A 26694-nucleotide genomic window follows, 5' to 3' on the forward strand; every position below is an offset into this window, starting at 1 on the left:
CCCCCCACCCCAGGTCGACCCACGACCCACTATCGACGAAGCGCCACCCCGGCACCGCGCGCCTCAAAACAAGCCCGCACAGATCGACGAAGCGCCACAACCAACCAGCACCGCGCGCCTCGAAACCCCACCCCACATCGACGAAGGCCGCTAGCCCGCCCCGCAGCGCCTCGAAAACCCCGCCTCACATCGACGAAGGCCGCCAGCCCGCCCCGCGCGCCTCAAAACAAGCCCGCACAGATCGACGAAGCACCACCCCCGCACCGCGCGCCTCGAAACCCGCCGATCCCAACCGCCCGTTGTGGTGAAGTTGTTTTGTTTGGGGGGAGCGGTGGCCTAAGCCGGCTGGCGGGTAAGGCCACGCTTTTCCAGTGGCCCCGCCTTTTAGCCTTACCCAGGCTACCGCTAGGGGCCCCAAACAAAACAACTTCACCACAACGGGCACCACCGCTTTCATCTGGCGCCAATGGCCGGCGTCGCCGCCAGGCGACCAGGCCGACCCCCGAGGCGAAGCCGAGGCCCAGTGACCCCTCACACCAAGATCAACCGAGAACAAAGCCCCCGAACACACACCCTAGCCAACCCCACCGACAAGATCACCCCGCCGACCCACAACCATGATCAAACCCGCAGCAAAGCCCCCAAATGCACACCCTATCCAACCCCACCGACAAGATCAGCCGGCCGACCCACGACCATGATCAACCACTACGCGAGCGCCAACAGCCCCAGCCCTCAGTCCAACGCCTTCAACAAATCAGCCACCAAATCCGCACTGTCCTCAATCCCCACCGACAACCGCAAAATATCCCCGGAAATCTGCAACGGCGACCCCGTGGTGCTCGCGTGCGTCATCTTCCCCGGGTGTTCGATCAACGACTCAATCCCCCCCAATGACTCAGCCAGAATAAACAACCGAGTCCGCGCCGCCACTGCCAACGCCGCCTCTTCACCCCCCGCTACAGCGAACGACACCATCCCGCCAAACCGCCGCATCTGCTTCGCGGCGATCTCGTGCCCCGGATGCTCAGCCAACCCCGGGTAATAAACCCGAGTCACCCGCCGATGCCCCACCAACGCCTCGACCACCCGCTCGGCGTTGTCGCTGTGCTTTTCCATCCGCAACGCCAGTGTCTTCGCGCCGCGCAACGTCAGCCACGCGTCGAACGGCCCCGGAACCGCCCCGCCCGCGTTCCGCAGGAACGCGAACCCCTCCCGCAACGCGTCGTCCGACGTGATGAGCGCCCCGCCGACGACGTCCGAGTGCCCACCCAGGTACTTCGTCGTCGAGTGCAGCACCACGTCCGCCCCGAGACCGAGCGGTGACTGCAGGTACGGCGTCGCGAAAGTGTTGTCGATGACCAGCTTCGCGCCCGCCTCCGCCGCGACCGTCGCCAATGCGGCGATGTCCACGATCCCGAGCAGCGGGTTCGTCGGTGTCTCCGACCAGATCACCTTCGTGTTCGGTCGGATCGCGGCCCGCGTGGCCGCCGGGTCGGCCAGGTTGACGGCGGAGTACTCGACCCCCCACTGGGTGAGCACCTTGTCCAGCAGCCGGAAGGTCCCGCCGTACGCGTCGTTGCCGAGCACGACGTGGTCGCCGGGCCGGGTCATGGTGCGCAGTGCGACGTCGGAGGCGGCGAGGCCGGACGCGAAGGCCAGGCCGTACTTGCCGCCCTCCAGGGCCGCGAGGGCCTCTTCCAGCGCCGTCCGGGTCGGGTTGGCGCTGCGGGAGTACTCGTAGCCGCCGTCGCGCAGACCGCCGACGCCGTCCTGGGCGAAGGTGGAGGTGGCGTAGATGGGCACGATGACCGCGCCGGTACGCGGGTCGGGGGTCTGCCCAGCGTGGATGGCCCGGGTCTCGAAACCCCAGCGCGCCGTCTCGTCAACCATGGCACCCAGGCTACGGGTGCCCCCCGCCCCCACCACAATGTGGGAGCCTTCCCATTGTCAGGAATATCAACCGATCGAGTGAGCGGTTCGGCCGCGCAGCCACCTCGGGGTGGACGGCACGATCGCGAACACGAACGCCAGCACCCCGGCGACCCCGGCCGCCGCCAGCAGGGTCAGGTAGGTCTGCTCGAAGGTGAACATCTGCTTGAAGTAGTCGGCGAGGCTGACCTGCACCGACGACAGCACCTCCGACACGAACGGCTCGACCACGATCGCGACGACACCCAGGAACGCCGACACGGCAACGAGAGCGGCCCCGGCCATCCGGCGGGTGAACAGCAGCAGCGCCCCGACCAGCGCGAGCGCCGCGACCACCAGCCTGCCCGCGTAGAGCGCCTGCATCCCGGCGGGCAGGTCGGTGAAGCTGATGAACTTCAACACCTGGCCGAAGAACTCGCCGGTCGACCCGGCCAGTCCACCCGCGACGGCCAACCCCAGGACACCGGCGACGACCGATGTCGCCGGGCTGCCCGGAACCGACGGCCGGAAGGACGGGTAGTAGGCCTGTTGCGGGTAATTCCCTTGGTAGCTCATGGTTTTGTTCCCCTCGCCTCGGTGACACCCCCAGAGACGCGGAAAGGCCCCGGCGGGTTGCCGGGGCCTTTCCGGGAAAATCTCGTCAGCTCCACTGCTGGGGCGGCTGCTGCTGCCCACCGGGGGGCTGCTGGCCGAACCCGCCACCGGGCGGCGGGGGCGGCTGCTGGCCGTAACCCTGCTGCGGCTGCCCGAACCCGGGCGGCGGGGGCTGCTGCGGCTGGCCGTAACCGGGCTGCGGCTGGCCGTACGGCTGCTGCTGGGCCTGCTGCGGCTGCCCGAACCCTCCCTGCTGCGGCTGGCCGAAGTTCTGCGGCTGCTGCCCGAACCCGCCGAAGCCACCGCCACCGGTGCCGCCGCCACTGCCGCCGCCGAGGTTGCCCAGCGGCTGGCTGTTCACCAGGAACGGCTTGGTCTGCGGGAAGAAGAACAGGGCGCCCGCCGCCGCGATGACGATGCCGAACAGCAGCAGCGTCACGACCCGGCCGATGAACGCGTAGCTCGCGCCGGTCAGGATCGAGGCCAGCAGGATCACACCGCCGCCGCCGAGCACCAGCAGGTGCGCGAACGCGGTCTTGCGCAGGTACAGGAACACCGCGCCCACCCCGGCCGCCGCCGCGCCCGCGATGATCAGCAGCGCGTAGAGGACGCCCATGCCGCCGCCGACGTAACCCGCCGCCCGCGCGCTCGCCTCGCACTGCGCCTGGTAGGAACCCAGACCCGAGCAGGCGTCGGAGACGCTGGGCGCGCTGCCGAAGTCGGACGCCAAGGTGATGCCCATGATCAGCGTGATCAGGCCGAGCAGCACCACGACACCCTGCACGATCAGCGCGATCACGCCGGTGTTCGCGCCCGCGCCGCCGACGCCGGGGGCGCCGCCGAGACCGGGCTGCTGGGCGAAACCGCCACCGGGCGGCGGGTAGCCACCGGGGGGCTGCTGGCCGTACGGCTGCCCGAACCCGCCCTGCGGCTGGCCGAACTGCTGCTGCGGCGGCTGCTGCCCGTACGGCTGGCCGAACCCACCGGGGGGCGACGCCGTGTCGGCCGCGCTCGGCGGCGGGGCGTACGGCGGCGACTGCGAGACCGAGCCCGGCGGCACCATCTGGGTCGCGTCACCCTGACCCGGGCGCACCACCTGGGTGCGGTCGCTGTTCTCGTCCTCGCCGGGCGCGTGCTGGCCGGGGCGGATCGCCTGGGTGCGCTCGACGCCGTCGGCCCCGGCGTTGTCACCACCGGTCGGGTACTGCGGCTGCTGCGGCGGGTACCCCGGCTGCGGCTGGCCGTAGGGCTGCTGTTCCTGGCCGGGTTGACCAGGCCACTGCTGGGGCTGACCGCCCTGCCATGGCTGGTTCGGCGGTTGGGGAGCACTCATCGGGTTTCCCACCCCTTTTGACCTGGTACGTGACCTGGTACGTCTCTTAACGACACGGGTAACACTGCGGGTAACGCTATCGGATGCTCTATCCGGGTGTACTCGCCGGCTCGCGGGCAGACCATAGGACGTTACCGTCCCGCGAGGAAGCCCAACAGATCTTGTCTGGTGACCACTCCGGCCGGTTTGCCGTCGACGAGCACCAGCGCGCCATCGGCGTCGGTCAGCGCCGTCATCGCCGCCGACACCTGCTCACCGGCGCCGATCGTGGGCAGCGGACCGGACATGTGCCGGTCGAGCCGGTCGGCCAGCGCCGCCTTGCCGGTGAACAGCGCGTCCAGCAGGTCGCGCTCGTTGACCGCGCCGACGACCTCGGCCGCCATCACCGGGGGTTCCGCGTTCACCACGGGCATCTGGCTGACCCCGAACTCGCGCAGGATCGCCACCGCGTCGGCCACGGTCTCCGTCGGGTGGGCGTGCACGAAGTCGGGGATGGTCGTCCCGGACACGCTCTTACGACGCAGCACATCCCCAACGGTTGCCCCGGAGTGCTCGGGCGGCAGGAACCCGTACTGCGCCATCCACTGGTCGTTGAAGACCTTCGACAGGTAGCCGCGACCGCCGTCCGGCAGCAACACGACCACAACGTCGTCCGGACCGAGCCGCTTCGCCAACCGCAACGCGGCGGCGGCGGCCATGCCGCAGGAACCACCCACGAGCAGACCCTCTTCGCGCGCCAACCTCCGCGTGACCTCAAAGGATTCGGCGTCACTGACCGCGATGATCTCGTCGGCCACGCTGCGGTCGTAGGTCTCCGGCCAGAAGTCCTCGCCGACACCCTCAACCAGATAAGGCCGACCGGTCCCACCCGAGTAGACAGAGCCCTCGGGGTCCGCGCCGATCACCCGCACCTTCCCGTCGGACGCGTCCTTCAGGTAGCGCCCGGTACCGGAGATGGTGCCGCCGGTGCCGACCCCGGCCACGAAGTGCGTGATCCGGCCCTCGGTCTGCCGCCACAGCTCCGGCCCCGTCGAGTGGTAGTGGCTCGCGGGGTTCTCCGGGTTGGCGTACTGGTTCGGCTTCCACGCGCCCTCGATCTCGCGGACGAGCCGGTCGGACACGTTGTAGTAAGAGTCCGGGTGCTCCGGTGCCACCGCCGTCGGGCACACCACCACCTCGGCGCCGTACGCCTTGAGGACGTTGCGCTTGTCCTCGCTGACCTTGTCCGGGCAGACGAACACGCACTTGTAGCCCTTGCGCTGCGCGACCAAGGCCAGGCCGACCCCGGTGTTGCCGGACGTCGGCTCGACGATCGTCCCACCCGGACGCAACGCGCCGGACGCCTCCGCCGCCTCCACCATCCGCAGCGCGATCCGGTCCTTGACGCTGCCGCCGGGGTTGAAGTACTCGACCTTCGCCAGCACGGTCGGGGCGAGCCCCGCGGCCAGCGAGTTCAGCTTCACCAGGGGCGTGTCACCGACGAGATCGATGATGTGCTCGACGTACTCCACCGGGGGTCCTCCAGGGGTTCGGGCCCGTCGTTCCGATCTGCTGGCAGCGTATCCCGGCCGCCTGCCGCCGACCCGACCGCCGCGTTCCGTCCCACATCTTTCGTAAGGAACGGGACCGCCGGGGCGATAGGTCTGAGACAGTCACCTTTGGTCGTGGTGAGGGGGCACACATGTACCGGATTCGCGCACTCTGGGTGGCCGCGTTGGCGGCGGGCTCCGTCGGTGGCCTCTCCGGCGCGGCGTACTCCCTGCTGCAGTCGCAGTCCCGGCACGCCCGCCTGCTCATCGGCGCCCCACGCGACCAGCCCTTCAACGCCGACGGCGGCTACCTGCCGGACGGTACCGGCCCGGTCGCCGTCGGTGACGCGCTCACCTTCGCCGTCTTCGGCGACTCCAGCGCGGCGGGCCTGGGCGCCGAGACCCCCGAGCTCCTGCCTGGCGTGCTGCTGGCGCGCGGCCTCGCCGAGGAGATGACCACCCCGGTGCGGCTGACCACGTACGCCGTCAGCGGGTCCCGCACCACGGACCTGGCCGCCCAGGTGGACCGCGCCCTGCTCGACCCGCCCCGGGTGGCGCTGGTCATGGTCGGCGGGAACGACGTCACCGCCCGCCGCGGCGTGCACGTCTGCGCCGGGCTGCTGGCCGCCGAGGTGCGCAGGCTGGTCGCCGCCGGAACCCGCGTCGTCGTCGGCACCTGCCCCGACCTCGGCACCGTCGAACCCATCCCGCAGCCGCTGCGCGCGCTGGCCCGCCGGTGGAGCCTGGCGCTGGGCCGGGCGCAGGCCCGCGCCCTGGCGGGCAGCGGTGCCGCGGTGGTGCCGTTGACCTTGTTGGCCCGGCACTTCCAGACCCGCCCGCGCGAGCTGTTCAGCCCGGACCGCTTCCACCCCAACGGAACCGGCTACGCCCTCGCCGCCGCCGTGCTGCTCGCCCCGCTGTGCCGTGCCGCCGGTCTGTGGAACAGTGCGGTGACACCCGGCTGACCCGCTTACTCGTGGGTAATATCCGTGGTGACCCACCTGCGAAGGAGTTGCCATGCCCGAGGCCGTCATCGTCGCCGCGGTCCGCTCCCCGATCGGGCGCGCGCACAAGGGCTCCCTGGTCGACATCCGCCCCGACGACCTCACCGCCCAGTTGGTCCGCGCCGCCCTCGACCGCGTCCCGGCCCTGGACCCCGCCGACATCGACGACCTCATGCTCGGCTGCGGCCTCCCCGGCGGCGAGTCCGGCAACAACATGGCCCGCATCGTCGCCGTGCTCCTCGGCTACGACTCCCTCCCCGGCTGCACGGTCACCCGCTACTGCGCCTCTTCCCTGCAGACCACCCGCATGGCCTTCCACGCCATCAAGGCGGGCGAGGGAGATGTCTTCATCTCCGCCGGGGTGGAAACGGTCTCCCGTTTCGTCAACGGCAGCTCCGACTCCTGGCCCAACACCCACAACCCCATTTTCGTCGAAGCCGAGGCCCGCACCGCCACCGCCGCCCAATCCGGCTCCGATTCCTGGCACGACCCCCGCGCCAGTGGCATGGTCCCCGACGCCTACATCGCCATGGGTCAAACCGCCGAAAACCTCGCGCTCGCCAAGGGCATCACCCGCGAAGAAATGGACCACTTCGGCGTGCGCTCCCAAAACCTCACCGAACAAGCGATAAAAGACGGTTTCTGGGCCCGCGAAATCACCCCGGTAACCCTCCCCGACGGCCGCGTGGTGGATACGGACGACGGCCCCCGCCCCGGCGTGACCTACGAGAAGACGGCCACCCTGACCCCCGTCTTCCGCCCCGACGGCCGAGTCACCGCAGGCAACTGCTGCCCCCTGAACGACGGCGCCGCCGCCCTCATCATCATGTCCGACACGAAAGCCGCCACCCTCGGCCTCACCCCCCTGGCCCGCATCGTGTCAACCGGCGTATCGGCCCTCTCCCCGGAAATCATGGGCCTAGGCCCCGTAGCAGCATCACGGCAGGCACTGGCCCGCGCAGGCATGTCCATCGCCGACATCGACCTCGTAGAAATCAACGAGGCCTTCGCCGCCCAAGTAATCCCCTCCGCCCACGACCTCAACATCCCCGAAGAAAAACTGAACGTCAACGGCGGCGCCATCGCCATCGGCCACCCCTTCGGCATGACCGGCGCCCGCATCACCACCACCCTCATCAACTCCCTCCAATGGCACGACAAGTCAATCGGACTAGAATCAATGTGCGTCGGCGGCGGCCAAGGCATGGCCATAATCCTCGAACGCCTAAGCTAAAAAACAACAAAAACACCACCACCACCACCACCACCACCATCACCACCACCGCACACACCCCATCGACGAAGCGCCACCCCCGCACCGCACGCCTCAAAAAAAGCCCGCCCCACATCGACAAAAGCCGCCAGCCCACCCCGCGCGCCTCGGGACCCGCCGATCCCAACCGCCCGTTGTGGTGAAGTTGTTTTGTTTGGGGGGAGCGGTGGCCTAAGCCGGCAGGCGGGTAAGGCCACGCTTTCCAGTGGCCCCGCCTTTTAGCCTTACCCAGGCTGCCGCTAGGGGCCCCAAACAAAACAACTTCACCACAACGGGCACTTCAGCTTTAATCTGGCGCCCGAGGCCGGCGTCGCCGAAGGCGACCAGGCCGACCCCCGAGGCGCAGCCGAGGCCCAGAGACCCCTCACACCAAGATCAGCCCGACAAGATCAACCAGCAGCAAAGCCCCCAAATACACAGCTTACCCACGAGCACCGACAGCCCAGACAGCAAAGAAAAAGCCACCCCCATCCACACCGGGGGTGGCCATCCACACACGCTCACCCGCTGTACGGCACAGCCTTCGTCAACATCACCTTCTGCGTCTTCCCGTTCGGCAGCTCGTACTCCCGGGTCTCGCCTTCCTTCGCCCCCAGCAATGCCCGCCCCAGCGGCGATTCCGGCGAGTACACCTCCAGCTCGCCCTCCCCGCCCTCTTCACGCGTCGCCAGCAGGAAGACCTCTTCCTCGTCGTCCCCGTCGTAGCGAACCGTCAGCACCATTCCCGGTTCCGCGATCCCGTCGTTCGCCGGGGCCTCGCCGACCTTCGCGCCGCGCAGGAGCTCCTGCAGGTGCCGGATGCGGGCTTCCTGCTGCCCCTGCTCCTCGCGGGCGGCGTGGTAGCCGCCGTTCTCCTTGAGGTCGCCTTCCTCGCGGCTGGTGTTGATCTTCTGGGCGATGACCGGGCGGTTCTCAATCAGCTCGTCGAGCTCTTGCTTGAGCCGGTTGTAGGCCTCCTGGGTCAACCAGGTCACCTGGGTGTCGCTCACGGTCACCAACTCCTCGTCGTACTCCTCTGCCCGTGGTCACGGGCTGGGGTCCGGGCCTTCGTGGTGCGCCCGGAATGGAAAAACACGGCCCTCCTAGGGGCCGTGCAGGTCTTCGAGGGTACCACGAACACACGTGCTATAACGACTGTTTTGCCCGGTTGACGAGGTTCTGGGGCATAGTTCACCCCGTTGGCGGCTGGGCTGTGGACAGGTATGCGGGCACCTGGTACGAGCAGCCGAACACGTCGGCGGTGACCGGCTCGGTCGTGCCGCGGACAACGGTGGACACCTGCACGGAGGCACCCCCCGGGGGCACGTACACCTCTTTGCGCCCGTTCTCCTGGCCGTCCGCACCTCTTACCCGCACCACACACACGGCGGCCTTCTCGGGAGTGTCCCTGGTCACCGTTATCGTCATCTTCATCCGGTTACCGGGCTGACTGCTGAACGCGGTGCGCTCAGCGTCGACAGAGGACGTCCCCAGGTTCCGGTACCCGACGTAGGCCACCACCACCCCCACGACCAGCCCGCACGCGGTGAGCGTCGCGACCATCCGGCGCGAGCGCGCGGGGCGTTGCCGCCCGTAGCGGCCCTCGGGCAGGGCGCGGCCTGCGGCGGTCATAGCGGGGCCTCCTGACGCGGGCGGTCCGACCGGCGGGAACAATGGTCCCGGCGCCGGGCGTTGCGAGTGTCCGGGTCGAGTATCCGCTGACCGCGGAACCGCGCACCAGGAGGGGCCGAGGAGGACCATGTCCGAGCAGTTGCGTTTGATGGCCGTGCACGCCCACCCCGACGACGAGTCGAGCAAGGGCGCGGCGACGATGGCCAAGTACGTCGCCGACGGCCACGAGGTGATGGTCGTGACCTGCACCGGCGGCGAGCGCGGGGACATCCTCAACCCGGCCATGGACCGCCCCGAGATCACCGCCGACATCCCGGGCATCCGCAGGCAGGAGATGGCCAAGGCCGCGGAGATCCTCGGCGTCCGGCACCGCTGGCTCGGCTTCGTCGACTCCGGGCTGCCCGAGGGCGACCCGAAGCCGCCGCTGCCCGACGGCTGCTTCGCGCTCGTGCCGCTGGAGGAGTCGGTGCCGCCGCTGGTCGCCGCGATGCGCGAGTTCCGCCCGCACGTCGTCATCACCTACGACGAGAACGGCGGCTACCCGCACCCCGACCACATCCGCTGCCACGAGGTGTCGGTCGCCGCGTTCGAGGCCGCGGGCGACCCGGAGCTGTACCCGGAGGCGGGGGAGCCGTGGGCGCCGTTGAAGCTGTACTACTCGCACGGCTTCAGCCGCGCCCGTCTGGTCGCCATGCACGAGGCGCTGCTGGAGCGCGGCCTGGAGTCGCCGTACACGGAGTGGCTGGCGAACTGGCCCGCCGACCGCGGCGACATCGCGCACCGGGTCACCACCCGCGTCGAGTGCGGTGAGTACTTCGAGGTCCGCGACGCCGCGCTGCTCGCGCACGCCACCCAGATCGACCCGGACAGCCGGTGGTTCGCCGTCCCGATGGACCTGCAGCGCGAGGTGTGGCCGTACGAGGAGTACGAGCTGGTCCGGTCGCTGGTGGACAGCACCCTGCCCGAGGACGACCTGTTCTCCGGGGTCAGCGCCAAGGCCGCGCTGTGATCGGCCCGGCGTTCCCGGTCACCTTCGCCGAGGTCCAGACCCCCACGCCGCCCCCGCCGGGCCCGCAGGACAAGGGCGGCCAGGGCGAGGACTTCGGCAAGTCCTCGCCGCTCGGCTTCCTCGTCCTGGTGCTGTTCTTCATCGCGGTGGCGTTCCTGATCCGCTCCATGACCAAGCACCTGAAGCGGCTCCCGACCAGCTTCGACCCGCCCGCCGAGTCCGAGCCCGAGTCCGCGTCTGGGTCGGCGACCGCGGACAAGGACCCGGCGGACAAGCAGGGCTGACCTACAGCCTCGGGTCGACCGGCTCGGACTCCAGGGCCAGCACGGCGAACACGCACTCGTGCACCCGCCAGAGCGGTTCCGCCCTGGCCCACCGCTCCAGGGCTTCCAGGCCCAGCGCGTACTCGCGCAGCGCCAGCGACCGCTTGGTGCCGAGTTTGCGCCCGCGCAGCCGGGGCAGGTGCTCGGTGTAGTCCGGGCCGTAGACCACCCGCAGGTAGTCGCGGCCGCGCACCTTCAGGCCCGGCAACGTGAGCTTCCGTCCTATGCGGACGAAGTTGGCGGCCGGTTTCACGACCATCCCCTCACCGCCGTCCGCCGTCAGCGCCGCCCACCAGGCCACCCCGTCGGCGACCGAGGCCGGGTCCGTCGGGTCGACGGCCAACCGCCGGGTCGAGGTGAACAGGTCCGGATCGGCCTCGCGCAGGCGGTCCGCGAAGTCCAAGTGCCAAGTGTGCGGCCGGTCCTGATAGGTCCGGCCCTCGGTGGCGAGCACCTGGAACGGTGCCAGCCGCACACCGTCCACACCGGACGTCGGCCAGCAGTACCGGCGGTAGGCGTCCCGGAACGCCGACGCGTTGTCAAGTCGGGACTCGGTGCGCGACAACAGGTCCGCGACCGGCACACCCCTGGCGACCGCCGCTGCCAGCGACGAGATCGCGGACGGCAGCGCGGCGTGCGCGGCGGCACCCACGGCGGCGAACTGGTCGGTGATCAGGTCCGCCGCCTTGGCGTTCCACGGCAACAACTCCGCGTCGAGCAGCACCCAGTCCGACCCCAACGCGTCCCAGTCGACCGCCGCGCGCACCCGGTCCAGCAGGACCGCCGTCGTCGCCTCGTCGAAGAACGGGCGACCGGTGCGGGTGTACACCGCCCCGTCGCCCTCGATCGCGAACCGCCGCGGTCCGACCTCGGGTGCCCGGGTGGCCAACACGACCGCCCGCGAACCCATGTGCTTCTCCTCGCACAGCACCGGAAGCGGCCCGTACCCGGCGAACGCCTCGCGCGGGTGCTCCAGGTGGTCGCCGTCCGGGTGGGTGTCGGCGGGGGCCATCGTCGGCGGCAGGTAGACCAGCCAGCGCGGGTCGACCGCGAACCGGCTCATCACCTCCAGCGCCGCCGCCGACTGCTCGCCGCGCACGGTGACCGCGCCTTGCGCCGAGGTCTCCACGATCCGTTTGCCGATGACGTCGCCCAGCGCCAACGCCGTCGGCTCGCGTTCGGGCACGGCGGCCACCAGCGGGCGCACGGGCTCGTACCAGACTTGGTGCGCGGCAACGGAAACCAGCTCACGCTCGGGATACCGCAGTGCGGTCAGCCTGCCGCCGAACACGCACCCGGTGTCCAGGCACATGGTCCCGTTGACCCACTCGGCGTCGGGGGTCGGCGTGTGTCCATAGAGGACCATGGCGCGGCCGCGGTAGTCCTGGGCCCAGGGATAGCGGACCGGCAGGCCGTACTCGTCGGTCTCGCCGGTCGTGTCCCCGTACATCGCGAACGACCGGACCCGGCCGGACGCGCGCCCGTGGTACTGCTCGGGAAGACCGGCGTGCGCCACGACGAGCGCGCCGCCGTCGAGCACGTAGTGCGCCACCAGTCCGTCGCAAAAGGACTGGGCACGGCTGACGAACGCCGCGTCCTCGGTTTCCAATTGCGCCAACGACTCGGCGAGACCGTGGCGCACCGCGACCTTCTTGCCGCTCAACGCCCGCACGAGCTTGACCTCGTGGTTGCCCGCGACGGCGAGCGCGGTACCGGCCGCCACCATGCCCATCGCCAGTCGCAGCACGCCCGGGGTGTCCGGACCGCGGTCCACCAGGTCGCCGACGAACACGGCCCGGCGGCCCGCCGGGTGGCTCGCGCCGACCGGCCTGCCCCGGTCGTCCCGGGTGATCGCGTAGCCCAGCTCGCCGAGCAGTTCCTCCAGTTCGGCGCGGCAGCCGTGCACGTCGCCGAGCACGTCGAACGGGCCGGTCTCGCCGCGCAGGTCGTTGCGCAACGGGTCGACCACGATCCGCGCGGTGTCCACTTCGGACTCACCGCGCAGCACGTGCACCCGCCGGAAGCCCTCCTTGGCCAGGTTCCCGACCGACTGGCGCAGTTCGCCGACGTGCCGGTGCACCACGTGCGCGCCGAAGTCCCGGTCCGGCCGCTGGGCGTTTCGCCGCGCGCACACCGACTCCGGCAGGTCGAGCACGATCGCGACCGGCAGCACGTCGTGCTCCCTGGCCAGCCTGACCAGCTCGGCCCGCGGCCCGCGCTGGGTGTTGGTCGCGTCGACCACGGTCACCAACCCGGCCCGCAAACGCTTGCCGGCCACGAAGTGCAGCGCGTCGAAGGCCGCCGCGCTCGCGCCCTGGTCGTTCTCGTCGTCGCTGACCAGACCGCGGAAGAAGTCGCTGGAGAGCACCTGGGTCGGCTTGAAGTGCCTGCGCGCGAAGGTCGACTTGCCCGAGCCCGAGGCGCCGACCAGCACCACCAGCGCCATGTCGGGGATCGCCAGGTCCATCACGCCGCCTTCCGGGCGAAGATCGCCATCTGGGTGGGAGCGCCCAGGTCCGGGTGCTCGGGGCCGACCGGCCGGAACCCCACCGAGTAGCCGGTGCGGTCGGCGACCCCGCCCGCCCAGCTCCGGAACTCGGCCCTGGTCCACTCGAACCGGTGATCGGGATGCCTGCGCGGCGCCGAACCCAGCAGCGGGTTGTACTCGACGTTCGGGGTGGTGACCACGACGTGCTCCGGGTGCGCGGCCTCGAACACAACCCGCTCCAGCGCGGGCAGCCGACCCGGGTCGAGGTGCTCGACGACCTCCATCAGCACGGCGGCGTCGAACCCGGCCAGCGCCGGGTCGGTGTAGGTCAGCGACGAGTGCCGCAGCGCCACCCGCGACCGCGCCCGGTCCGGCAGCCTGGACAACCTGCGCTCCGCCGCGTCCAACGCGCCCGACGACACGTCGGTGCCGACGATCTCGGTGAACGACGGGTCCTCGACCAGCCGGTCCAGCAACGCGCCGCCGCCGCAGCCGAGGTCCAGCACCCGCCGGGCGCCCACATCCCGCAACACGAGGACCACTGCCTCGGCCCGCGCGACCGCCAGCGGCCGGGTGGTCGTGGGTGCCTCCTCGACCAGGGTGCCGTCCAGTTCGGCCAACTGCGTCAACGCGGTCCGGACGTACTTGCGCTGGTGGGCGAGGTAGCGGTGGCTGATCAGGTCACGCTCGGGGTGACCGGGCAGCCAGTCGCCGCCCATCCGGACCAGCTTGGCGATCTCGTCCGCGCCGACGTAGTAGTGCTTGGCGTCGTCCATCACCGGGAGCAGCACGTAGAGCTGCCGCAGCGCGTCCGACAGCTTCATCTCGCCGGTGAGCCGCAGGTCGACGACGTCCGACTCGCCCCACTCCGGGAACGCGGGGTCCAACGGGACCGGCCGCGCCTCGACCCGCCAACCGAGCGGTGCGAACAGCCGGGTTGCCAGGTCCGCGCCGCCACGGCACGACGCGGCGGGTAGTCGCACGTCCAGGGGGATCGCCGTCCCAGCCAGCTCGGGACGCGCGTCGCACCTTCCGGTCATGGCTGTGCGGAAAACCGCCCCGAGCGCCACGGCCAGCATCGACCCCGCCGCGTACGGGCGATCGTCGACGTACCGCCCGCCGCCCTGCGCCAGCGCGACCGGGTCGACCTCCAGCAGCAACGCCGCCGTGCAGGTCGCGTCGTCGGCCACCGGGTAGAAGACGTGCGCGGTGCCCGTCGCGGTGCTGAAGGTTTGCGCCCGGTCCGGATGCTTGAACAGCAGGAAACCGAGATCGGTGGCGGGTCGTGTGGTCGTGGTGACGGTCAGCAGCACGCGCCGGAGTGTCGCAGACGGCCGTGACGCCGGTCAGCCGAGTTTGGGAAGCTTGCGGCATGGCGAACCGGCTGCACGCGTCCACCAGCCCGTACCTGCTCCAGCACCGGGACAACCCCGTCGACTGGTGGGAGTGGGGGCAGGAGGCGTTCGACGAGGCGCGCCGCCGGGACGTGCCGGTGCTGCTGTCGGTCGGCTACGCCGCCTGCCACTGGTGCCACGTCATGGCGCACGAGTCGTTCGAGGACGCCGACACCGCCGCCCTGATGAACGCGCATTTCGTGAACATCAAGGTCGACCGCGAGGAACGCCCGGACGTCGACGCCGTCTACATGACCGCCACCCAGGCCATGACCGGCCAGGGCGGCTGGCCCATGACGTGCTTCCTGACCCCGCAAGCGGAACCCTTCCACTGCGGCACCTATTTCCCGCCGACACCGCGCCCCGGCATGCCGTCGTTCCGGCAGTTGCTGGCGGCCGTGCACGAGGCGTGGTCCTCGCGTGACGCGGAAGTGCGGGCCGCGGGCGCGAAGATAGTCGCCGAACTGCGCAGGCAAACCGCCCCGCTTGAAATGTCCACTGTGGATTCCACGGTGCTCGCCGACGCGGCGACCACCCTGCTCGGCGACTACGACCGGGTCAACGGCGGCTTCGGTGGGGCGCCCAAGTTCCCGCCGACCATGGTCCTGGAGTTCCTGCTCCGCCACCACGAGCGCACCGGTTCTGTCGAGGCCCTGTCGATTGTGGAAAGGTCGGCGCTGGCCATGGCCGACGGCGGCATCAACGACCAACTCGCGGGCGGCTTCGCCCGGTACAGCGTTGACGCCGCCTGGGTCGTGCCCCATTTCGAGAAAATGCTGTACGACAACGCTTTGCTGCTCCGCCTGTACGCCCACTTGTCCCGCCGCACGAACAACCCGCGTTACCGTGAAGTGGCTGTCGACACCGCTCGGTTCCTGATCACGGACCTGCTGACGTCGTCCGGCGGTTTCGCCGCCTCCCTGGACGCCGACACCGACGGCGTCGAAGGCTCGACCTACGTGTGGACCCCCGCGCAACTCACCGAGGTCCTGGGCGCCGACGACGGCCCCTGGGCGGCGTCGCTGCTGGGCGTCACCCCCGACGGCACTTTCGAACACGGCACCTCGACGTTGCGCCTCACCAGGCCCGTCGACGACTCCCCGCGCTGGTCCCGTGTCCGCGCCGCGCTGCTCGCCGCCCGCGCGCGACGCCCCCAGCCCGCCCGCGACGACAAGGTCGTCACCGCCTGGAACGGCCTCGCCATCGCCGCCCTCGCCGAGGCGGGCGTGGCCCTCGCCGAACCCTCGTGGATCGACGCCGCCGCCCGCGCCGCCACCTTCATCATCGACACCCACCACGTCGACGGCCGCCTCCGCCGCACCTCCCGCAACGGCGTCGCGGGCACCGCCGCCGGAGTCCTCGACGACTACGGCTGCTTCGCCGAAGCCCTCCTCGTCCTCCACCAGGCCACCGCGTCCCCCCATTGGCTCGACACGGCCTTGGCCCTCCTCGACACCGCCCTCACCCACTTCGCCGACCCCACCACCCCCGGCGCCTACCACGACACCCCCGCCGACGCCGCCCCCCTCGTCTGGCGCCCCGCCGACCCCGGCGACAACGCCACCCCCTCCGGCGCGGCCGCACTTACCTCGGCCCTACTCGCGGCCTCTGCCCTAGCGGGCCCCGCCCAAGCCGCCGCTTACCGCACCGCCGCCGACGCCGCCCTCACCCGCGCGGGCCTCCTCGCCGCCCGCGCCCCCCGCTTCGCGGGCCACTGGCTCACCACCGCCGAAGCCATCCACACCGGCCCCCTCCAAATAGCCATCGCAGGCCATTCCCCCACCCTCGTCGCCGCCGCCATCAAACACGCCCCCGGCGGCTCCATCATCCAATCCGGCGCCCCCAACACCACCCCCCTCCTGACCGACCGCCCCCTCGTCAACAACACCCCCACCGCCTACCTCTGCCACGGCTACATCTGACTACCAGAAAGCGCCGGCGTCGCCGCCAGGCGACCAGGCCGAACCCCGAGGCGCAGCCGAGGCCCAGAGACCCCTCACCCCTCCAACCCCCCCGCCCGAGAAAGAAACACCCCAACAAAAACCGCAGCACCAAGGCACAACACCACATCCACCCAAATCGCCGCAGTGATACCAGTCAACAGCGTGGCCGAAGTCTCCCCACCCAGAGCAGCAACTCGACCGGCAACAACCGTGCTCATCAGCGGAATCCCCACAGTGATGCCAATCTGCTGGCTCATCGTAGCCAACCCACCCGCCAAGCCTTGCTCACGATCAGGCAACGTCGAAGTAGCCGTCACCATAAACCCGACAATAGCTACAAGGTTGGCTACCCCACCCACAAAAGTCGCCAGCAGAAGCAGCACCCATTGCACAGACGGCCCAAGCAGCACCAACGGCAACGTCGCCACAGCTTGGCCAACGAGTCCCATCATCAAAGCATTCTTAGCCCCAACCCTACCAATCAGCTTCGGCGCCAAAACGCCACCCAACACAGTACCCGCCCCCAATACGGCAAATGACAGCCCGGTCGCCAAGGGCGTAAACCCGAGCACCTTCTGCAGATACAGAGTCAGCAAGAACACCAACGACGTCTCAGTCGCGAAGGCCAGCAGCCCAGCCAGGTTGCTCACGGCGTTGCGACGAAGGATCGACATCGGCACCAGCGGGTTGGCGACCCGTTTCTCCACCACGACGAAGACAACCAGGGAGATCACGCCGACTACCAGGGACAATAGCGTCACCGGAGCGGTCCACGAGTGCTCCCCCGCCTGAGTGAGGCCGAAGACGATCGCCAGTAGTCCGATGGTCACTGACACCGCGCCGGGAAGATCAAGGCGCGGCCGGTTCGTGGGCCGGCTTTCCGCGATTACCGATGGGCCGATCAGGACGACCAGGCCCGCGACCGGCACATTGATGAAGAACGCCCAGCGCCAGGTGAGTAAGTCGGTGAGGAGGCCGCCGAGGATGGCCCCGGTCGTGAAGCCCGCCGCCATCAGGGCGCCGTTGAGGCCGAGGGCCTTGTCCCGGAGTTTGCCCTCCGGGAAGGACGTGGTCAGCAAGGACAGCGCGGCCGGGGTGACGGCGGCGGTGGCGAGGCCCTGGGCGACCCGAGCCACGAGGAGCACGGGTGGGTTGGGTGCCAGGCCGCCGACCAGTGAGGCGATGCCGAGCAGGGTCATGCCGGTCAGGAACAGCCGTCGCCTGCCGAACAGGTCGGCGACGCGGCCGAACAGCAGGGTGAAGCCCGCGGCGCAGAGGGCGAACGTGGTGGCGATCCACTGCAGGTTCGCCAGCGAGAAGCCGATGTCGGAGCCGATCTTGGGTAGTGCCACGTTCAGGATGGAGAAGTCCACCGCCAGGGTGAAGCTCGCGGTGAGGAGCAGGGCGAGGACCAGCCGCTGCCGCGTGGTCATCCGCGAAGTGGCCGTGGGGTTGTCCGCCGTCACCATCGGGGTGTTGGTCCTTTCGAGAAGGGGACGTTGGGTCCACTCTCGGTCTGGGCGGGCAGGCCAACCAGATCTCTGGGGTGCCTAGCACTGGCGGGGGGTGGCAAGGCAAGCGAAGGGCGTGAAAAAGCCCCCCAACGAAAACGACGTGGGGGGCGGATCGCACGTGGGAGTCAGTGGTCGGTCTGCTCGATGATCTCCGCGATGGGGCGCGGTGCCGCCGGGCGGTCGAGCAGGCGCAGGGCGGCCTCGGAGGGGGTGCCGGGTTCGGCGCTGTACATGAGCAGGCGGTGGGCTGAGTGGTCGGGCATCTGCAGGACCTCGAAGTGCAGGTCGAGCGAACCCACGGCGGGGTGGGCGAAGTGCTTCACGCCGAAGGTGCAGTTCAGCACCGGGTGCCGGGACCACAGCGCGGCGAACTCGGTGCTCCTCATGGACAGCTCGCCGATGAGTTCGGCCAGGTGCCGGTCGTCGGGATGTCTGCCCGCGACCAGCCGCAGCGACGCGACGGAGCGCTTGGCCTCGTCGTTCCAGCGTGAGTACAGCTCCCGGGTGTGCGGGTCGAGGAACAGCATCCTGGTCAGGTTCGGGCGGTTCGCGGCCGATGAGGTGCTGTCGAACGCGTAGTGCCCGGCGAGCAGTTGGTGCGCGAGGGGGTTCCACGCCAGCACGTCGCTGCGCCGGTCCATGGCCACGGCGGCCACGCCGTCCATCGCGTTCAGCAGTTGGAGCGTGCCCGGTCTGGCCTGTTCGGGGCGGCTCGCGGGTTTGCGTTTGCGGCGCCCCGGGCGCGCGAGGTCGCGCAGGTGCGCGGTCTCGTCCTCGTCCAACCGCAACGCTCGGGCGATGGCGTCTAGGACGTCGTCGGAGGCGTTCTGGCTTTGCCCCTGTTCGAGGCGGGTGTAGTACGTCACGCTGACACCAGCCAGTTGCGCCAGCTCCTCGCGGCGCAGCCCGGGTACGCGGCGCGCGCCGTAGGAGGTCATGCCGACCTCTTCGGGGCTGAGCCTGGCTCGGCGGGTGCGCAGGAAGTCGCCCAACTCGGTGTCCACCCCTCCACTGTGGCGCAGCGGGAGCGGCTGTGCCTGTCACTGCTGGTGTCATGGAGCGGGTGTAACGGACGGTGGCGGCTGGTCGACTGGTGGTGTGTGCCGGACCACGACGGCGGCTGGGATGATCACCAGGTGCAGACCGGGGACGCGCGGGCGGTGTTGATCGGGTCGTCGACCTTCGACGACAGCGGGCTGACCGCGATCCCGGTCGTCAAGCGCTGCCTGGACGACCTGCGGCACGTCCTCACCGCCGACGGTCTCGTCCACCCGGACCACTGCGCCGTCCTGCTCGACGAAGCGGGCTTACCCGAGCTGGGCCGCAAGCTCATCGCGGGGTTGGCAGGCGCCGAGGACCTGCTGATCGTCTACTACGTCGGCCACGGGCTGATCGGCCGACGCGGCGAGCTGTACCTGGGGATGCGCGCCACCGACGTCGCCTACCCGGAGCACGGCTCACTGCCCTGGACCACCCTGCACGACCGGATCGCGGACAGCCCGGCCCGGACGAAGATCGTCATCCTGGACTGCTGCTTCTCCGGTCGGGCGTTGGGGGAGACGCTGTCCGATCCGGTCAGCGTGGTGCGGGGCCAGTTGGAGATCGAGGGCACCTGCCTGCTCACCTCGGCCCAGCGCAACCAGGTGGCCTTGGTGCTGCCGAACGAGCCGCACACCAGTTTCACCGGCAGGCTGCTGGACATCCTCACCAACGGCATCGAGGGCGGCGGGGAGTTCCTGACGGTCGACGAGGTCTACCGGGCGTTGGTCAGCCGGATGACCGGCGCCGGGTTGTCCACCCCGGAGAAGCTCGGCACCCGCACCGCCGACCGGTTCCGGATCGCCCGCAACGCCGCCGCCCGCGACACCGCCGAGTCGCTGGAGGACCTGCTGGAGCAGACCATCGCGTTGGCGATGGCGCGGGGCTGGGCGAACTTCCGCGCCGAGTCGCAGGACCTTGCGGACCGCCACACCGACCTGCTCGGGGCCGAACACCCGAATACCCTTCGTGCCAGGCGGATCGCGCTGGTGAGTCGGGGCGCCTCCGGTGACCCGACGGCGGCCGAACTGCTCACCGAACTGGTGGCCGCGCACATCCGGGTGCTCGGGCCGAGCCACCCGGACACCTTGCGCGCTCGACGTTCCCTGGCCATGGCGGTCGGCGAGTCCGGGGACCGCGCGCTCGCCATCGAGATGCTGCGCGTTCTGCTTCCGCACTGCCGGACCGTTTTCGGCGGCGAGGATGACGCGACCTGCCGCACCCAGCACGTGCTGGCCCGGTACTTGGCCGAGGCCGGCGCCCGTCCGGAAGCGGTCGCCCTGCTGGAGGAGGTGGTCGCCATCCGCGAGCGGGTGTGGGGCCACGACTACCCCACGAGCAGATCCGCCCGGCTCGACCTGCGCACGCTGACGACGAACGGCTAGGAGGACCCGGTGTTCGAGCGATTCACCGCCACCGCGCGCCAAGTGGTCGACCTGGCAGGCGAAGAAGCCCGTCTGCGCAACCACAACTGCGTGGACACCGAGCACATCCTGCTCGGCTTGGCGCACGAGAGGGGAATCACGGCGAGGGCGTTGAGCTCGCGAGGGGTGACCCGGGAAGCCGTGCGGGAGCACGTCGAGCGGACCGTCGGGCGCGGGCCACGTGAGGTGTCGTCCAGTCGGCCCACGTACTCGCACGCGGTCAAGTGGGTCTTCGAGCTCTCGTTGCGCGAGGCCCTGCTGTTGGGGCACAACTACATCGGCCCCGAGCACCTCCTGCTGGGACTGACCCGCCAGGACGAGGGCATCGCCGCCGAGATCCTGCGCGGGCTCGACGTGAACCCGGCCGACCTGCGGGAGACCGTCCACCAAGCGCTCTCCGGCCGCCCAGGGTTGCCCGCGGGTGGCCGCGATCTCGTGGCGGCCGCGCGGGCGGGCAACCTGCCGCCGGTGGTCGGGCGGGTGGCGGAGATCGACCGGGTCCTGCAGGTGCTGTCCTACCGGACGAAGAACAACCCGGTGCTGATCGGGGCGACCGGGGTCGGGAAACGGGCCGTCGTCAACGGTGTGGCGGAGCGGATCGCGTCCGGGCGGACCCGGTTCACCAGGGACCTCATCGACCTGCCCGGTGACCGGGTCGAGCACGCGGACGCTCCGGCCGGTGTCGTCCTGGTCCTGGACGACCTCGCCACCGCGGTGTCCCTCGCCGCGACCCGCCAGGTCCTGACCATGACCACGCCGGAGATCTTCGCCGACGTCGAGCGCGTCAACCCGGCACTCACCCGGCTCTGCCAGCCGGTCCGCGTCGAGCCGTCCACCCGCGCGGAAGCGGAGGAAGTCCTGTTGAGCCTGCGCGAGAAAATCCAGACCCACTACCGGGTGAGCATCACCGATGGGGCGATCAGGTTCGTGGCGCAGGTCGCCGACGAGCGGATCACCCGGCAGGCGTTGCCGGGCAGCGCGATCGACCTGCTCGACGAGGTCTGCTCGCGCAGGCAACCCGCCAACCGCGGTGGTCTCGGTGTGATCGAGGACACCGCGGTCGTCTCGGTGGTGGCGGAGTTGGCCGCCGAGGGGGAGTTCGCGCAACCCCGCCCGGCGACCACCGCGTCGGTTCCGCTGTTCACCGGGGACATCTGGTCCGTCGGCTGAAACCGTTGTCGGGCAACAACTATCAGATCAGGCCCTCGCGCAGCGCGAAAGCGACCGCGTGCGCCCGGTTGCGGAGTTGGAAGCGGCTGGTGATGTCGTGCAGGATGCCCTTCACCGTGCGCTGGGAGTAGCAGAGTTGCTCGGCGATCTCGCGGGTTTCCATGCCCTCGGCCACCATCCGCAGCACCTCCGCCTCCCGGGCGGACACCCCGGCCAGGTCCCAGCCGCGCGGGTTGAGGACCTGCCGTTGCAGGCGGGAAACCCGGTCGAGCAGGCGGGCCAACAGGTCCGGCGGTAGCGAGCCGTCGCCTGCCGCCGTCGCCTCGATGACGCGGACCAGCGTCTCCGGGGTCGCCTCGGCGCGGCGGATGACCGCGGCGACGCCGATGGCGACGGCCTCCAGCAGTTGGGCGTTGTCGATCTCGCCCGCCACCAGCACCACCCGGCGGCTGCCCTGCACCTGCAGGCGGCGGAACAGGGCCTGGGTGGCGGTGTCCCAGGTCTCGGCGACGACCAGGGCGACGGCGCGGTCGCCCGGATCGTCGGTGGTGAGCCGGATCTCGGGTCGGGCGCGCAGGGCGGCGTCCACGCCCGCGCGGGTGATGACGTCCATGGCGTGCAGCACGACCGGGATCGGGTCGGTGACCATCCGCGTGCTCCCCTCGAGTGCGTCCGTTGGCACACATCCTCTCGCCCCGACGGTCGGCCGAGAAGTTCTCCGCTGTCCCCATTGGTCCCGATCGTCCGGTCCCGGTCCCACGGGAGTCCCACACCGGCCCGGGACCGGTCAGCGCAGGCCGCCGCCCTTGGCCAGCCGGATGGCCTCGCCGCGGTCGGCGACCTCGAGCTTGCGGAAGATCCGGGTGATGTGGTTGCGCACCGTTTTCGGGCTCACCACCAGGGTTCTGGCGATGGCGGCGTTGCCGTCGCCGCGCACGATCATGGTGAGCACCTCGCGCTCGCGGGCGGTGAGCGTGCTGAGCCCGGTGGGGGAGGGGTCCTGCGCGAACACGGCGCGGACCTTCGCCGCGACCGGGTGCCCGAAGATGATCTCGCCGTCGGCCACGGCGTGGATGGCGCGCACGATCTCCTCGTGCCGGGCGGTTTTCAGCAGGTACCCGCTCGCCCCGGCGCGCACCGCCGCGGACACCGTCTCGTCCTCGTCGTCCATGGTGAGCACCAGGACCGCGGTGCCGGGGTGGTCCCGGGTGATCCGCTCGGTCGCGGTGACACCGTCCAAATCGGACATGTGCAGGTCCATCACCACCACGTCCGGGCCGAGCCGCCCGGCGGCGGCGACGGCCGCGGTGCCGCAGTCCGCCTCGCCGACCACGGTCAACCCGGGCACGGTGTCGAGCAGGGCGGCCAGGCCGAGCCGGAAGGTCGCGTGGTCGTCGACGATCAGGACCCGGCGGTCCGCCCCGGCCACGCCCGCCTCAGCCGGTGCCGAGCGGGATGGTCGCCGACACCCTGGTCCCCACCGGCACACCGGGTTCGATGGACCACCGGCCGCCGAGCTCGGTGACCCTGGCCCGCATCGACCGCAACCCGACCCCGCACCACGGGTCCGCGTCCCGGCCGGGCACCCCGATGCCGTCGTCGACGACCTCCAGGTTCAGCTCGCCTTCGTTGCGCAGCAACACGTGGCAGGTGCGGGCGCGGGAGTGCCGGACCATGTTGCTCAGCGCCTCGCACACGACCCGGTAGGTGGCGACCTTGACCGGCAGCGTCAGCACGGTCAGGTTTCCGCGTGCCTGCACGTCTATCCGCAGTGGTGTGCCGGAGTCGGAGACGTGCCCGCTCAACGCGACCGCGTGCCTGCGGATCGCCTCCACCAGACCGACTTTGGCCAACACACCCGGGGGCCCGCCGTCGGTGATCCGGCGCAGGTCCGACAGGGCGCCGTGCAGTTCGTCCTCCAGTTGGCCGAGCAACCGCGCGGCGGACTCGGCGTCCCGGCCGACCAGGTTGCGGGCCGCCCGCAGGCCGAACGCCATCCCGGTGAGCGCGGGCCCGATCACGTCGTGCAGTTCCCGGCGCAGCCGCGCGCCGTCGAGACCCGAGTCCCCAGTCGGGTCGGTGCCCGTGGTTACCGCCTCGTCGCGCCGCATGGTCCCCTCCGCACAACCCTTATCGGCGACCGTACGGGCAGCGTTTCCCCCGTGCGGGTGGTATTGCGGCGCATGCCCCGTTCGTAGCAAGCCCCCGGGGTTCACAGTGGGAAACCCGGCGCGTTCGGCGGAGTGGGCGGCGGCACGGGCAGGTCGGGTTGCCCGAACGGACGGCTGCGCGCCCGTGTCGGCGACCGTGCCCGGCGCGGGACCCTCGACCCGACACCGGCCTCGGGGCTGTCGCGGCCATTCGGGTTTGCTGGAGGGGCGGCACATGCGCGACCACGAGCACGATCTCGTCGAAGAACACCGACCGTCCGGGGACCGCCCGGAGAAGGTGGACGACGCCATCCTCGGCAAGGCCGTCGCCGCCGGGCGACCGGACGTCCTGGGCGCACCCGGCCTGCTGGGCCTGCAACGCGCGGTCGGCAACGCGGGTGTCGGCGCGCTCGTCGAGGAGGAACCGTCGCCGGTGCACTCGGTCGTCGGGTCCGGCGGCAGCCCGCTCGACACCGACACCCGCGCGGACATGGAGGCCCGCTTCGGCGGCCAGGACTTCTCCGACGTCCGCGTGCACACCGGCGGCGCCGCCACCGAGTCCGCGCGCTCGGTCAACGCGCAGGCTTACACCGTCGGCTCGGACATCGTGTTCTCCGACGGCCGCTACGACCCCGGCTCGGACGCGGGCAAGCACGTGCTGGCGCACGAGTTGACCCACGTCGTCCAGCAGCGCTCCGGCCCGGTCGACGGCACCGACGCGGGCAGCGGGGTGAAGGTCAGCCACCCGTCCGACCGGTTCGAGCGCGAAGCGGTCGCCAACGCGGATCATGTGATGAGCCAACCAGTCCAGCGCGCCACCGAGGAACCCGCCGAGGAAGAAGAGGTCGCGCAGACCTACGTCCAACGCGCCGCCGAGGGCGAGGAGTACGCGGAAGAAGAGTGACCGGAGGTTCACTGCCGGCAAACAGCCTGCGGGTCCCGACTCGACCGTCCGATCGGAACGCCGAGGTCACGGCCGCCCCCGGTGGCACGTCGTCCGCCGGGCGGGTGCGGCCGAGACCGACATCCCGGTGAAGTTCCCGCGCGCCCGCCCTCCCGCGCCGCTTGCGTTGCTACCCTCTGACCAGCGTGAACACTCCTTGACCGACCGGGGGCGGCCCCATGCCCGACATCGAAGCCGACATCGACACGGTGCGCGCGTTCCTGGTCAAGTACTACGCGGTGGAGCCAACCGATGAGCGCGCCGCCATCCGGGCCCGCCGCCACTTCGACGCCGACCCGGTGACCACCACCCGGGTCGCCAACGCCGTCCGCCACGTCCTCGCCGCGGACCTCGCTCCCGGCACCCTGCAACGCCTGGTCTCCGTCGCCGCCAACCGCGACCTCCGCACCGACCCGGCCGCCCGCGACTTCCTCAGCGTCACCCTGACCGTCACCATGCCCACGGCCTGACCGAGCGCCTTGCTCGACGGCGGTCAGCGCTGGTTCGCGTCCGTGTGCGACACGCTGCCGGAGTTGGGTGGGGTGGCCAGTTTGACGCAGTCGCGGCCGTTGTGCTTGGCGGCGTAGAGGGCGGCGTCGGCGGCGAGTTGGAGGTCGGTGAGGGTGGTGATGCCGGGGGTGGGGTAAAGGGCGCCGCCGATGGAGATGGTGAGGTCCGGGATGTCGGTGGTGGTGCCGTCGCCCGTGGTGACGGTGGGGTTGAGGGTGCGGACCTGGCGGCGGATGCGGTCGCCGATGGCGTAGAGGTCTTCGCTGTCGATGTGCGGCAGGACGACGGCGAACTCCTCACCGCCCCAGCGGCAGGCGGCGTCGTAGCTGCGGATCGCGGACGTGATCGTCTCGGCGACGGCGCGCAGGACCTGGTCGCCCGCGAGGTGGCCGTAGTTGTCGTTGAGGCGCTTGAAGTGGTCCAGGTCGAGCATCAGCACGCCGACGCTGGTGCGGGCGTCGGCCGCGCGTTGCATGGCGCCGGTGGCGATCTGGTTCCACCAGGCGGGTGTGTACAGGCCGGTTTTGCCGTCGGTGCGCGAAGCGTGCCGGAACTGGGCCAGCAGCACACCGCGGTGCAGCGCCACGAGACCCACGACGATGCCGACGAGCAGCCGGGCGTCCAGTTGCAGCAGACCGGCGGCGGCGAGACCGAGGCCGAGCGCGCCCGCTTCCAGGATCTGGTCGCCGAAACCGTTGACTATCTTGCCCGCGCGCAGGTCCGGGGATGTCGCGAGCACCGCGCCGAGCACCAGCGAGTAGTTCACCAACCAGCGCAACGCCGCCACGGCAACCTCGAACCCCAATCCCACCCAGCCGGGCGGGACGCCGGGGTGCGGGCCGGGCGCGGCGTAGAGCACGACGGCGGACGCCTGCGTCGCCAGCAACACCGTGGCGGCGGAGAAAACCCACTTGTAGAGCGGACGACGGCCCCGCCACACCCGGTACCACACGTAGGTCTGGGTGAAGACCACGAACAGGCTGGACAGCGACGGCGGCAGCACCAACGCGCCCGCGAAGTGCCACGGGGTCAGGCAGTCGACGAACGGGCCGGAGCCCGCCGCGAGTTTGCGTTCCCGCTCGATGGACCGGCACAGTTCGACGTGCACGATCGCGCAGCCGACGAGGACCGCCAGCCGGGCGCCATCGGTCGGGGAGACGGGCAGCAGACCGGCGGTCGCGCCGGTGGCCGCGATGGCCAGCAGATCGATCGCCAGGACGTACGCCACGACTTGCCGTGGCGTGGTGGACAGCTCGTAGCCTTGGACCCACCGTGGTTTCGCCACCTGCGCCCCCGGGTGCTCAAGTGATCAACTCTCGCGTTGGGTCAGCGTAACCGAACCGGCACAACAGGTAGCGGCACTCGTGGGAGACCATGTAAACGGTACCCGGATGGCCCACGGCCGTCCGACTGGTCGGTCCGCCCTGGAGGAGGTGAGCAACCATGCGTGAGAACACCTGGCGCGAGAACACCTGGAAGTGATGCCACGCTCACCCGTCCACTGACGGGGGC

The 26694-nt window shown here is 70.5% G+C and carries 23 protein-coding genes; 9 read left to right on the top strand and 14 right to left on the bottom strand.

Going from position 1 to position 26694, the window contains the following annotated elements; all coding sequences use genetic code 11:
• Window positions 1-735: 735 nt before the first annotated feature.
• The 4 genes from H504_RS0113565 to H504_RS0113580 form a co-directional block, all read right to left on the bottom strand.
• Window positions 736-1893 carry a cystathionine gamma-synthase gene (locus tag H504_RS0113565; RefSeq protein WP_026423223.1) on the bottom strand — a complete coding sequence of 386 codons (1158 nt, stop codon included), beginning with the start codon at window positions 1891-1893 and terminating at the stop codon, window positions 736-738.
• 66 nt (window positions 1894-1959) lie between these two features.
• Window positions 1960-2487 carry a hypothetical protein gene (locus H504_RS0113570; RefSeq protein WP_026423224.1) on the bottom strand — a complete coding sequence of 176 codons (528 nt, stop codon included), beginning with the start codon at window positions 2485-2487 and terminating at the stop codon, window positions 1960-1962.
• An 85-nt stretch (window positions 2488-2572) separates the two neighbouring features.
• Window positions 2573-3859 (bottom strand): hypothetical protein, encoded by a 1287-nt coding sequence (locus H504_RS0113575; protein ID WP_026423225.1) that lies wholly within the window; start codon window positions 3857-3859, stop codon window positions 2573-2575.
• Between the two features lie 131 nt (window positions 3860-3990).
• Window positions 3991-5370 (bottom strand): cystathionine beta-synthase, encoded by a 1380-nt coding sequence (locus H504_RS0113580; protein WP_026423226.1) that lies wholly within the window; start codon window positions 5368-5370, stop codon window positions 3991-3993.
• Between the two features lie 170 nt (window positions 5371-5540).
• Between H504_RS0113580 and H504_RS34865 the strand changes: the two genes are divergently transcribed.
• Both H504_RS34865 and H504_RS0113590 read left to right on the top strand, forming a co-directional pair.
• A complete protein-coding gene (locus tag H504_RS34865) occupies window positions 5541-6353 on the top strand; it encodes an SGNH/GDSL hydrolase family protein (protein ID WP_035304282.1) in 813 nt (270 codons plus the stop codon).
• 52 nt (window positions 6354-6405) lie between these two features.
• Window positions 6406-7626, top strand: a complete 1221-nt coding sequence (locus H504_RS0113590; protein ID WP_026423227.1) for an acetyl-CoA C-acetyltransferase — start codon at window positions 6406-6408, stop codon at window positions 7624-7626.
• A 539-nt stretch (window positions 7627-8165) separates the two neighbouring features.
• Here H504_RS0113590 and greA read toward each other — a convergent pair.
• Complete coding sequence (gene greA / locus H504_RS0113595; RefSeq protein WP_026423228.1) at window positions 8166-8660, bottom strand: transcription elongation factor GreA; 495 nt, start codon at window positions 8658-8660, stop codon at window positions 8166-8168.
• 175 nt (window positions 8661-8835) lie between these two features.
• A complete protein-coding gene (locus tag H504_RS0113600; RefSeq protein WP_026423229.1) occupies window positions 8836-9276 on the bottom strand; it encodes a DUF4307 domain-containing protein in 441 nt (146 codons plus the stop codon).
• A 127-nt stretch (window positions 9277-9403) separates the two neighbouring features.
• Here H504_RS0113600 and mca point away from each other — a divergent pair, with 127 nt between their 5' ends.
• Entirely contained in the window at window positions 9404-10285 is an 882-nt protein-coding gene (gene mca / locus H504_RS0113605) for a mycothiol conjugate amidase Mca (protein WP_026423230.1), read from the top strand.
• Window positions 10282-10569, top strand: coding sequence for a hypothetical protein (locus H504_RS0113610; protein ID WP_026423231.1), 288 nt, complete (start codon window positions 10282-10284; stop codon window positions 10567-10569). Before mca ends, H504_RS0113610 begins: the two co-directional genes overlap by 4 nt.
• Before the next feature lies 1 nt (window position 10570).
• Here H504_RS0113610 and H504_RS0113615 read toward each other — a convergent pair whose 3' ends face one another.
• Together H504_RS0113615 and H504_RS0113620 are read right to left on the bottom strand one after the other, a co-directional pair.
• Window positions 10571-13075, bottom strand: a complete 2505-nt coding sequence (locus tag H504_RS0113615; RefSeq protein ID WP_026423232.1) for a polynucleotide kinase-phosphatase — start codon at window positions 13073-13075, stop codon at window positions 10571-10573.
• Window positions 13075-14409, bottom strand: a complete 1335-nt coding sequence (locus H504_RS0113620; protein ID WP_026423233.1) for a 3' terminal RNA ribose 2'-O-methyltransferase Hen1 — start codon at window positions 14407-14409, stop codon at window positions 13075-13077. Before H504_RS0113620 ends, H504_RS0113615 begins: the two co-directional genes overlap by 1 nt.
• Before the next feature lie 59 nt (window positions 14410-14468).
• Between H504_RS0113620 and H504_RS34870 the strand changes: the two genes are divergently transcribed.
• Window positions 14469-16412, top strand: a complete 1944-nt coding sequence (locus tag H504_RS34870; protein ID WP_035304292.1) for a thioredoxin domain-containing protein — start codon at window positions 14469-14471, stop codon at window positions 16410-16412.
• A 74-nt stretch (window positions 16413-16486) separates the two neighbouring features.
• Here H504_RS34870 and H504_RS0113630 read toward each other — a convergent pair whose 3' ends face one another.
• Window positions 16487-17902, bottom strand: a complete 1416-nt coding sequence (locus tag H504_RS0113630) for an MFS transporter (RefSeq protein ID WP_035304284.1) — start codon at window positions 17900-17902, stop codon at window positions 16487-16489.
• Window positions 17903-18072: 170 nt separating this feature from the next.
• Window positions 18073-18951 (bottom strand): helix-turn-helix transcriptional regulator, encoded by an 879-nt coding sequence (locus H504_RS0113635; RefSeq protein ID WP_026423235.1) that lies wholly within the window; start codon window positions 18949-18951, stop codon window positions 18073-18075.
• Between the two features lie 96 nt (window positions 18952-19047).
• Here H504_RS0113635 and H504_RS0113640 point away from each other — a divergent pair, with 96 nt between their 5' ends.
• Both H504_RS0113640 and H504_RS34875 read left to right on the top strand, forming a co-directional pair.
• Entirely contained in the window at window positions 19048-20370 is a 1323-nt protein-coding gene (locus tag H504_RS0113640) for a caspase family protein (RefSeq protein WP_026423236.1), read from the top strand.
• 9 nt (window positions 20371-20379) lie between these two features.
• Entirely contained in the window at window positions 20380-21579 is a 1200-nt protein-coding gene (locus H504_RS34875) for a Clp protease N-terminal domain-containing protein (protein ID WP_051385809.1), read from the top strand.
• Window positions 21580-21601: 22 nt separating this feature from the next.
• Here the strand turns inward: H504_RS34875 and H504_RS0113650 are convergent, their stop codons facing one another.
• From H504_RS0113650 to H504_RS0113660, 3 genes are all read right to left on the bottom strand, one after another.
• Entirely contained in the window at window positions 21602-22228 is a 627-nt protein-coding gene (locus tag H504_RS0113650) for a helix-turn-helix transcriptional regulator (protein WP_026423237.1), read from the bottom strand.
• A gap of 138 nt (window positions 22229-22366) precedes the next feature.
• Window positions 22367-23008, bottom strand: a complete 642-nt coding sequence (locus H504_RS0113655) for a response regulator (RefSeq protein ID WP_026423238.1) — start codon at window positions 23006-23008, stop codon at window positions 22367-22369.
• Between the two features lie 7 nt (window positions 23009-23015).
• Entirely contained in the window at window positions 23016-23690 is a 675-nt protein-coding gene (locus H504_RS0113660) for a sensor histidine kinase (protein ID WP_026423239.1), read from the bottom strand.
• Window positions 23691-23964: 274 nt separating this feature from the next.
• Between H504_RS0113660 and H504_RS0113665 the strand changes: the two genes are divergently transcribed.
• Window positions 23965-24633 carry an eCIS core domain-containing protein gene (locus tag H504_RS0113665; RefSeq protein WP_026423240.1) on the top strand — a complete coding sequence of 223 codons (669 nt, stop codon included), beginning with the start codon at window positions 23965-23967 and terminating at the stop codon, window positions 24631-24633.
• Window positions 24634-24851: 218 nt separating this feature from the next.
• A complete protein-coding gene (locus tag H504_RS0113670) occupies window positions 24852-25142 on the top strand; it encodes a hypothetical protein (protein WP_026423241.1) in 291 nt (96 codons plus the stop codon).
• A 23-nt stretch (window positions 25143-25165) separates the two neighbouring features.
• On the opposite strand, the gene H504_RS0113675 is transcribed toward H504_RS0113670, so the two are convergent.
• Window positions 25166-26467: a GGDEF domain-containing protein gene (locus H504_RS0113675; RefSeq protein ID WP_026423242.1), complete on the bottom strand. Its 1302-nt coding sequence runs from the start codon at window positions 26465-26467 to the stop codon at window positions 25166-25168.
• Window positions 26468-26694 lie beyond the last annotated feature (227 nt).

It is taken from the genome of Actinokineospora inagensis DSM 44258 (genome assembly GCF_000482865.1).
Lineage (GTDB): Bacteria > Actinomycetota > Actinomycetes > Mycobacteriales > Pseudonocardiaceae > Actinokineospora > Actinokineospora inagensis.

Bases quoted from the DNA above. Each gene is read 5' to 3' on its own strand.
- H504_RS0113600 (WP_026423229.1), bottom strand. From the start codon at position 9,276: ATGACCGCCGCAGGCCGCGCCCTGCCCGAGGGCCGCTACGGGCGGCAA.
- H504_RS0113650 (WP_026423237.1), bottom strand. From the start codon at position 22,228: ATGGTCACCGACCCGATCCCGGTCGTGCTGCACGCCATGGACGTCATC.
- H504_RS0113665 (WP_026423240.1), top strand. From the start codon at position 23,965: ATGCGCGACCACGAGCACGATCTCGTCGAAGAACACCGACCGTCCGGG.
- mca (WP_026423230.1), top strand. From the start codon at position 9,404: ATGTCCGAGCAGTTGCGTTTGATGGCCGTGCACGCCCACCCCGACGAC.
- H504_RS0113570 (WP_026423224.1), bottom strand. From the start codon at position 2,487: ATGAGCTACCAAGGGAATTACCCGCAACAGGCCTACTACCCGTCCTTC.
- H504_RS0113590 (WP_026423227.1), top strand. From the start codon at position 6,406: ATGCCCGAGGCCGTCATCGTCGCCGCGGTCCGCTCCCCGATCGGGCGC.
- H504_RS0113615 (WP_026423232.1), bottom strand. From the start codon at position 13,075: ATGGACCTGGCGATCCCCGACATGGCGCTGGTGGTGCTGGTCGGCGCC.
- H504_RS34865 (WP_035304282.1), top strand. From the start codon at position 5,541: ATGTACCGGATTCGCGCACTCTGGGTGGCCGCGTTGGCGGCGGGCTCC.
- H504_RS0113660 (WP_026423239.1), bottom strand. From the start codon at position 23,690: ATGCGGCGCGACGAGGCGGTAACCACGGGCACCGACCCGACTGGGGAC.
- H504_RS0113630 (WP_035304284.1), bottom strand. From the start codon at position 17,902: ATGGTGACGGCGGACAACCCCACGGCCACTTCGCGGATGACCACGCGG.
- H504_RS34870 (WP_035304292.1), top strand. From the start codon at position 14,469: ATGGCGAACCGGCTGCACGCGTCCACCAGCCCGTACCTGCTCCAGCAC.
- H504_RS0113670 (WP_026423241.1), top strand. From the start codon at position 24,852: ATGCCCGACATCGAAGCCGACATCGACACGGTGCGCGCGTTCCTGGTC.
- H504_RS0113575 (WP_026423225.1), bottom strand. From the start codon at position 3,859: ATGAGTGCTCCCCAACCGCCGAACCAGCCATGGCAGGGCGGTCAGCCC.
- H504_RS0113565 (WP_026423223.1), bottom strand. From the start codon at position 1,893: ATGGTTGACGAGACGGCGCGCTGGGGTTTCGAGACCCGGGCCATCCAC.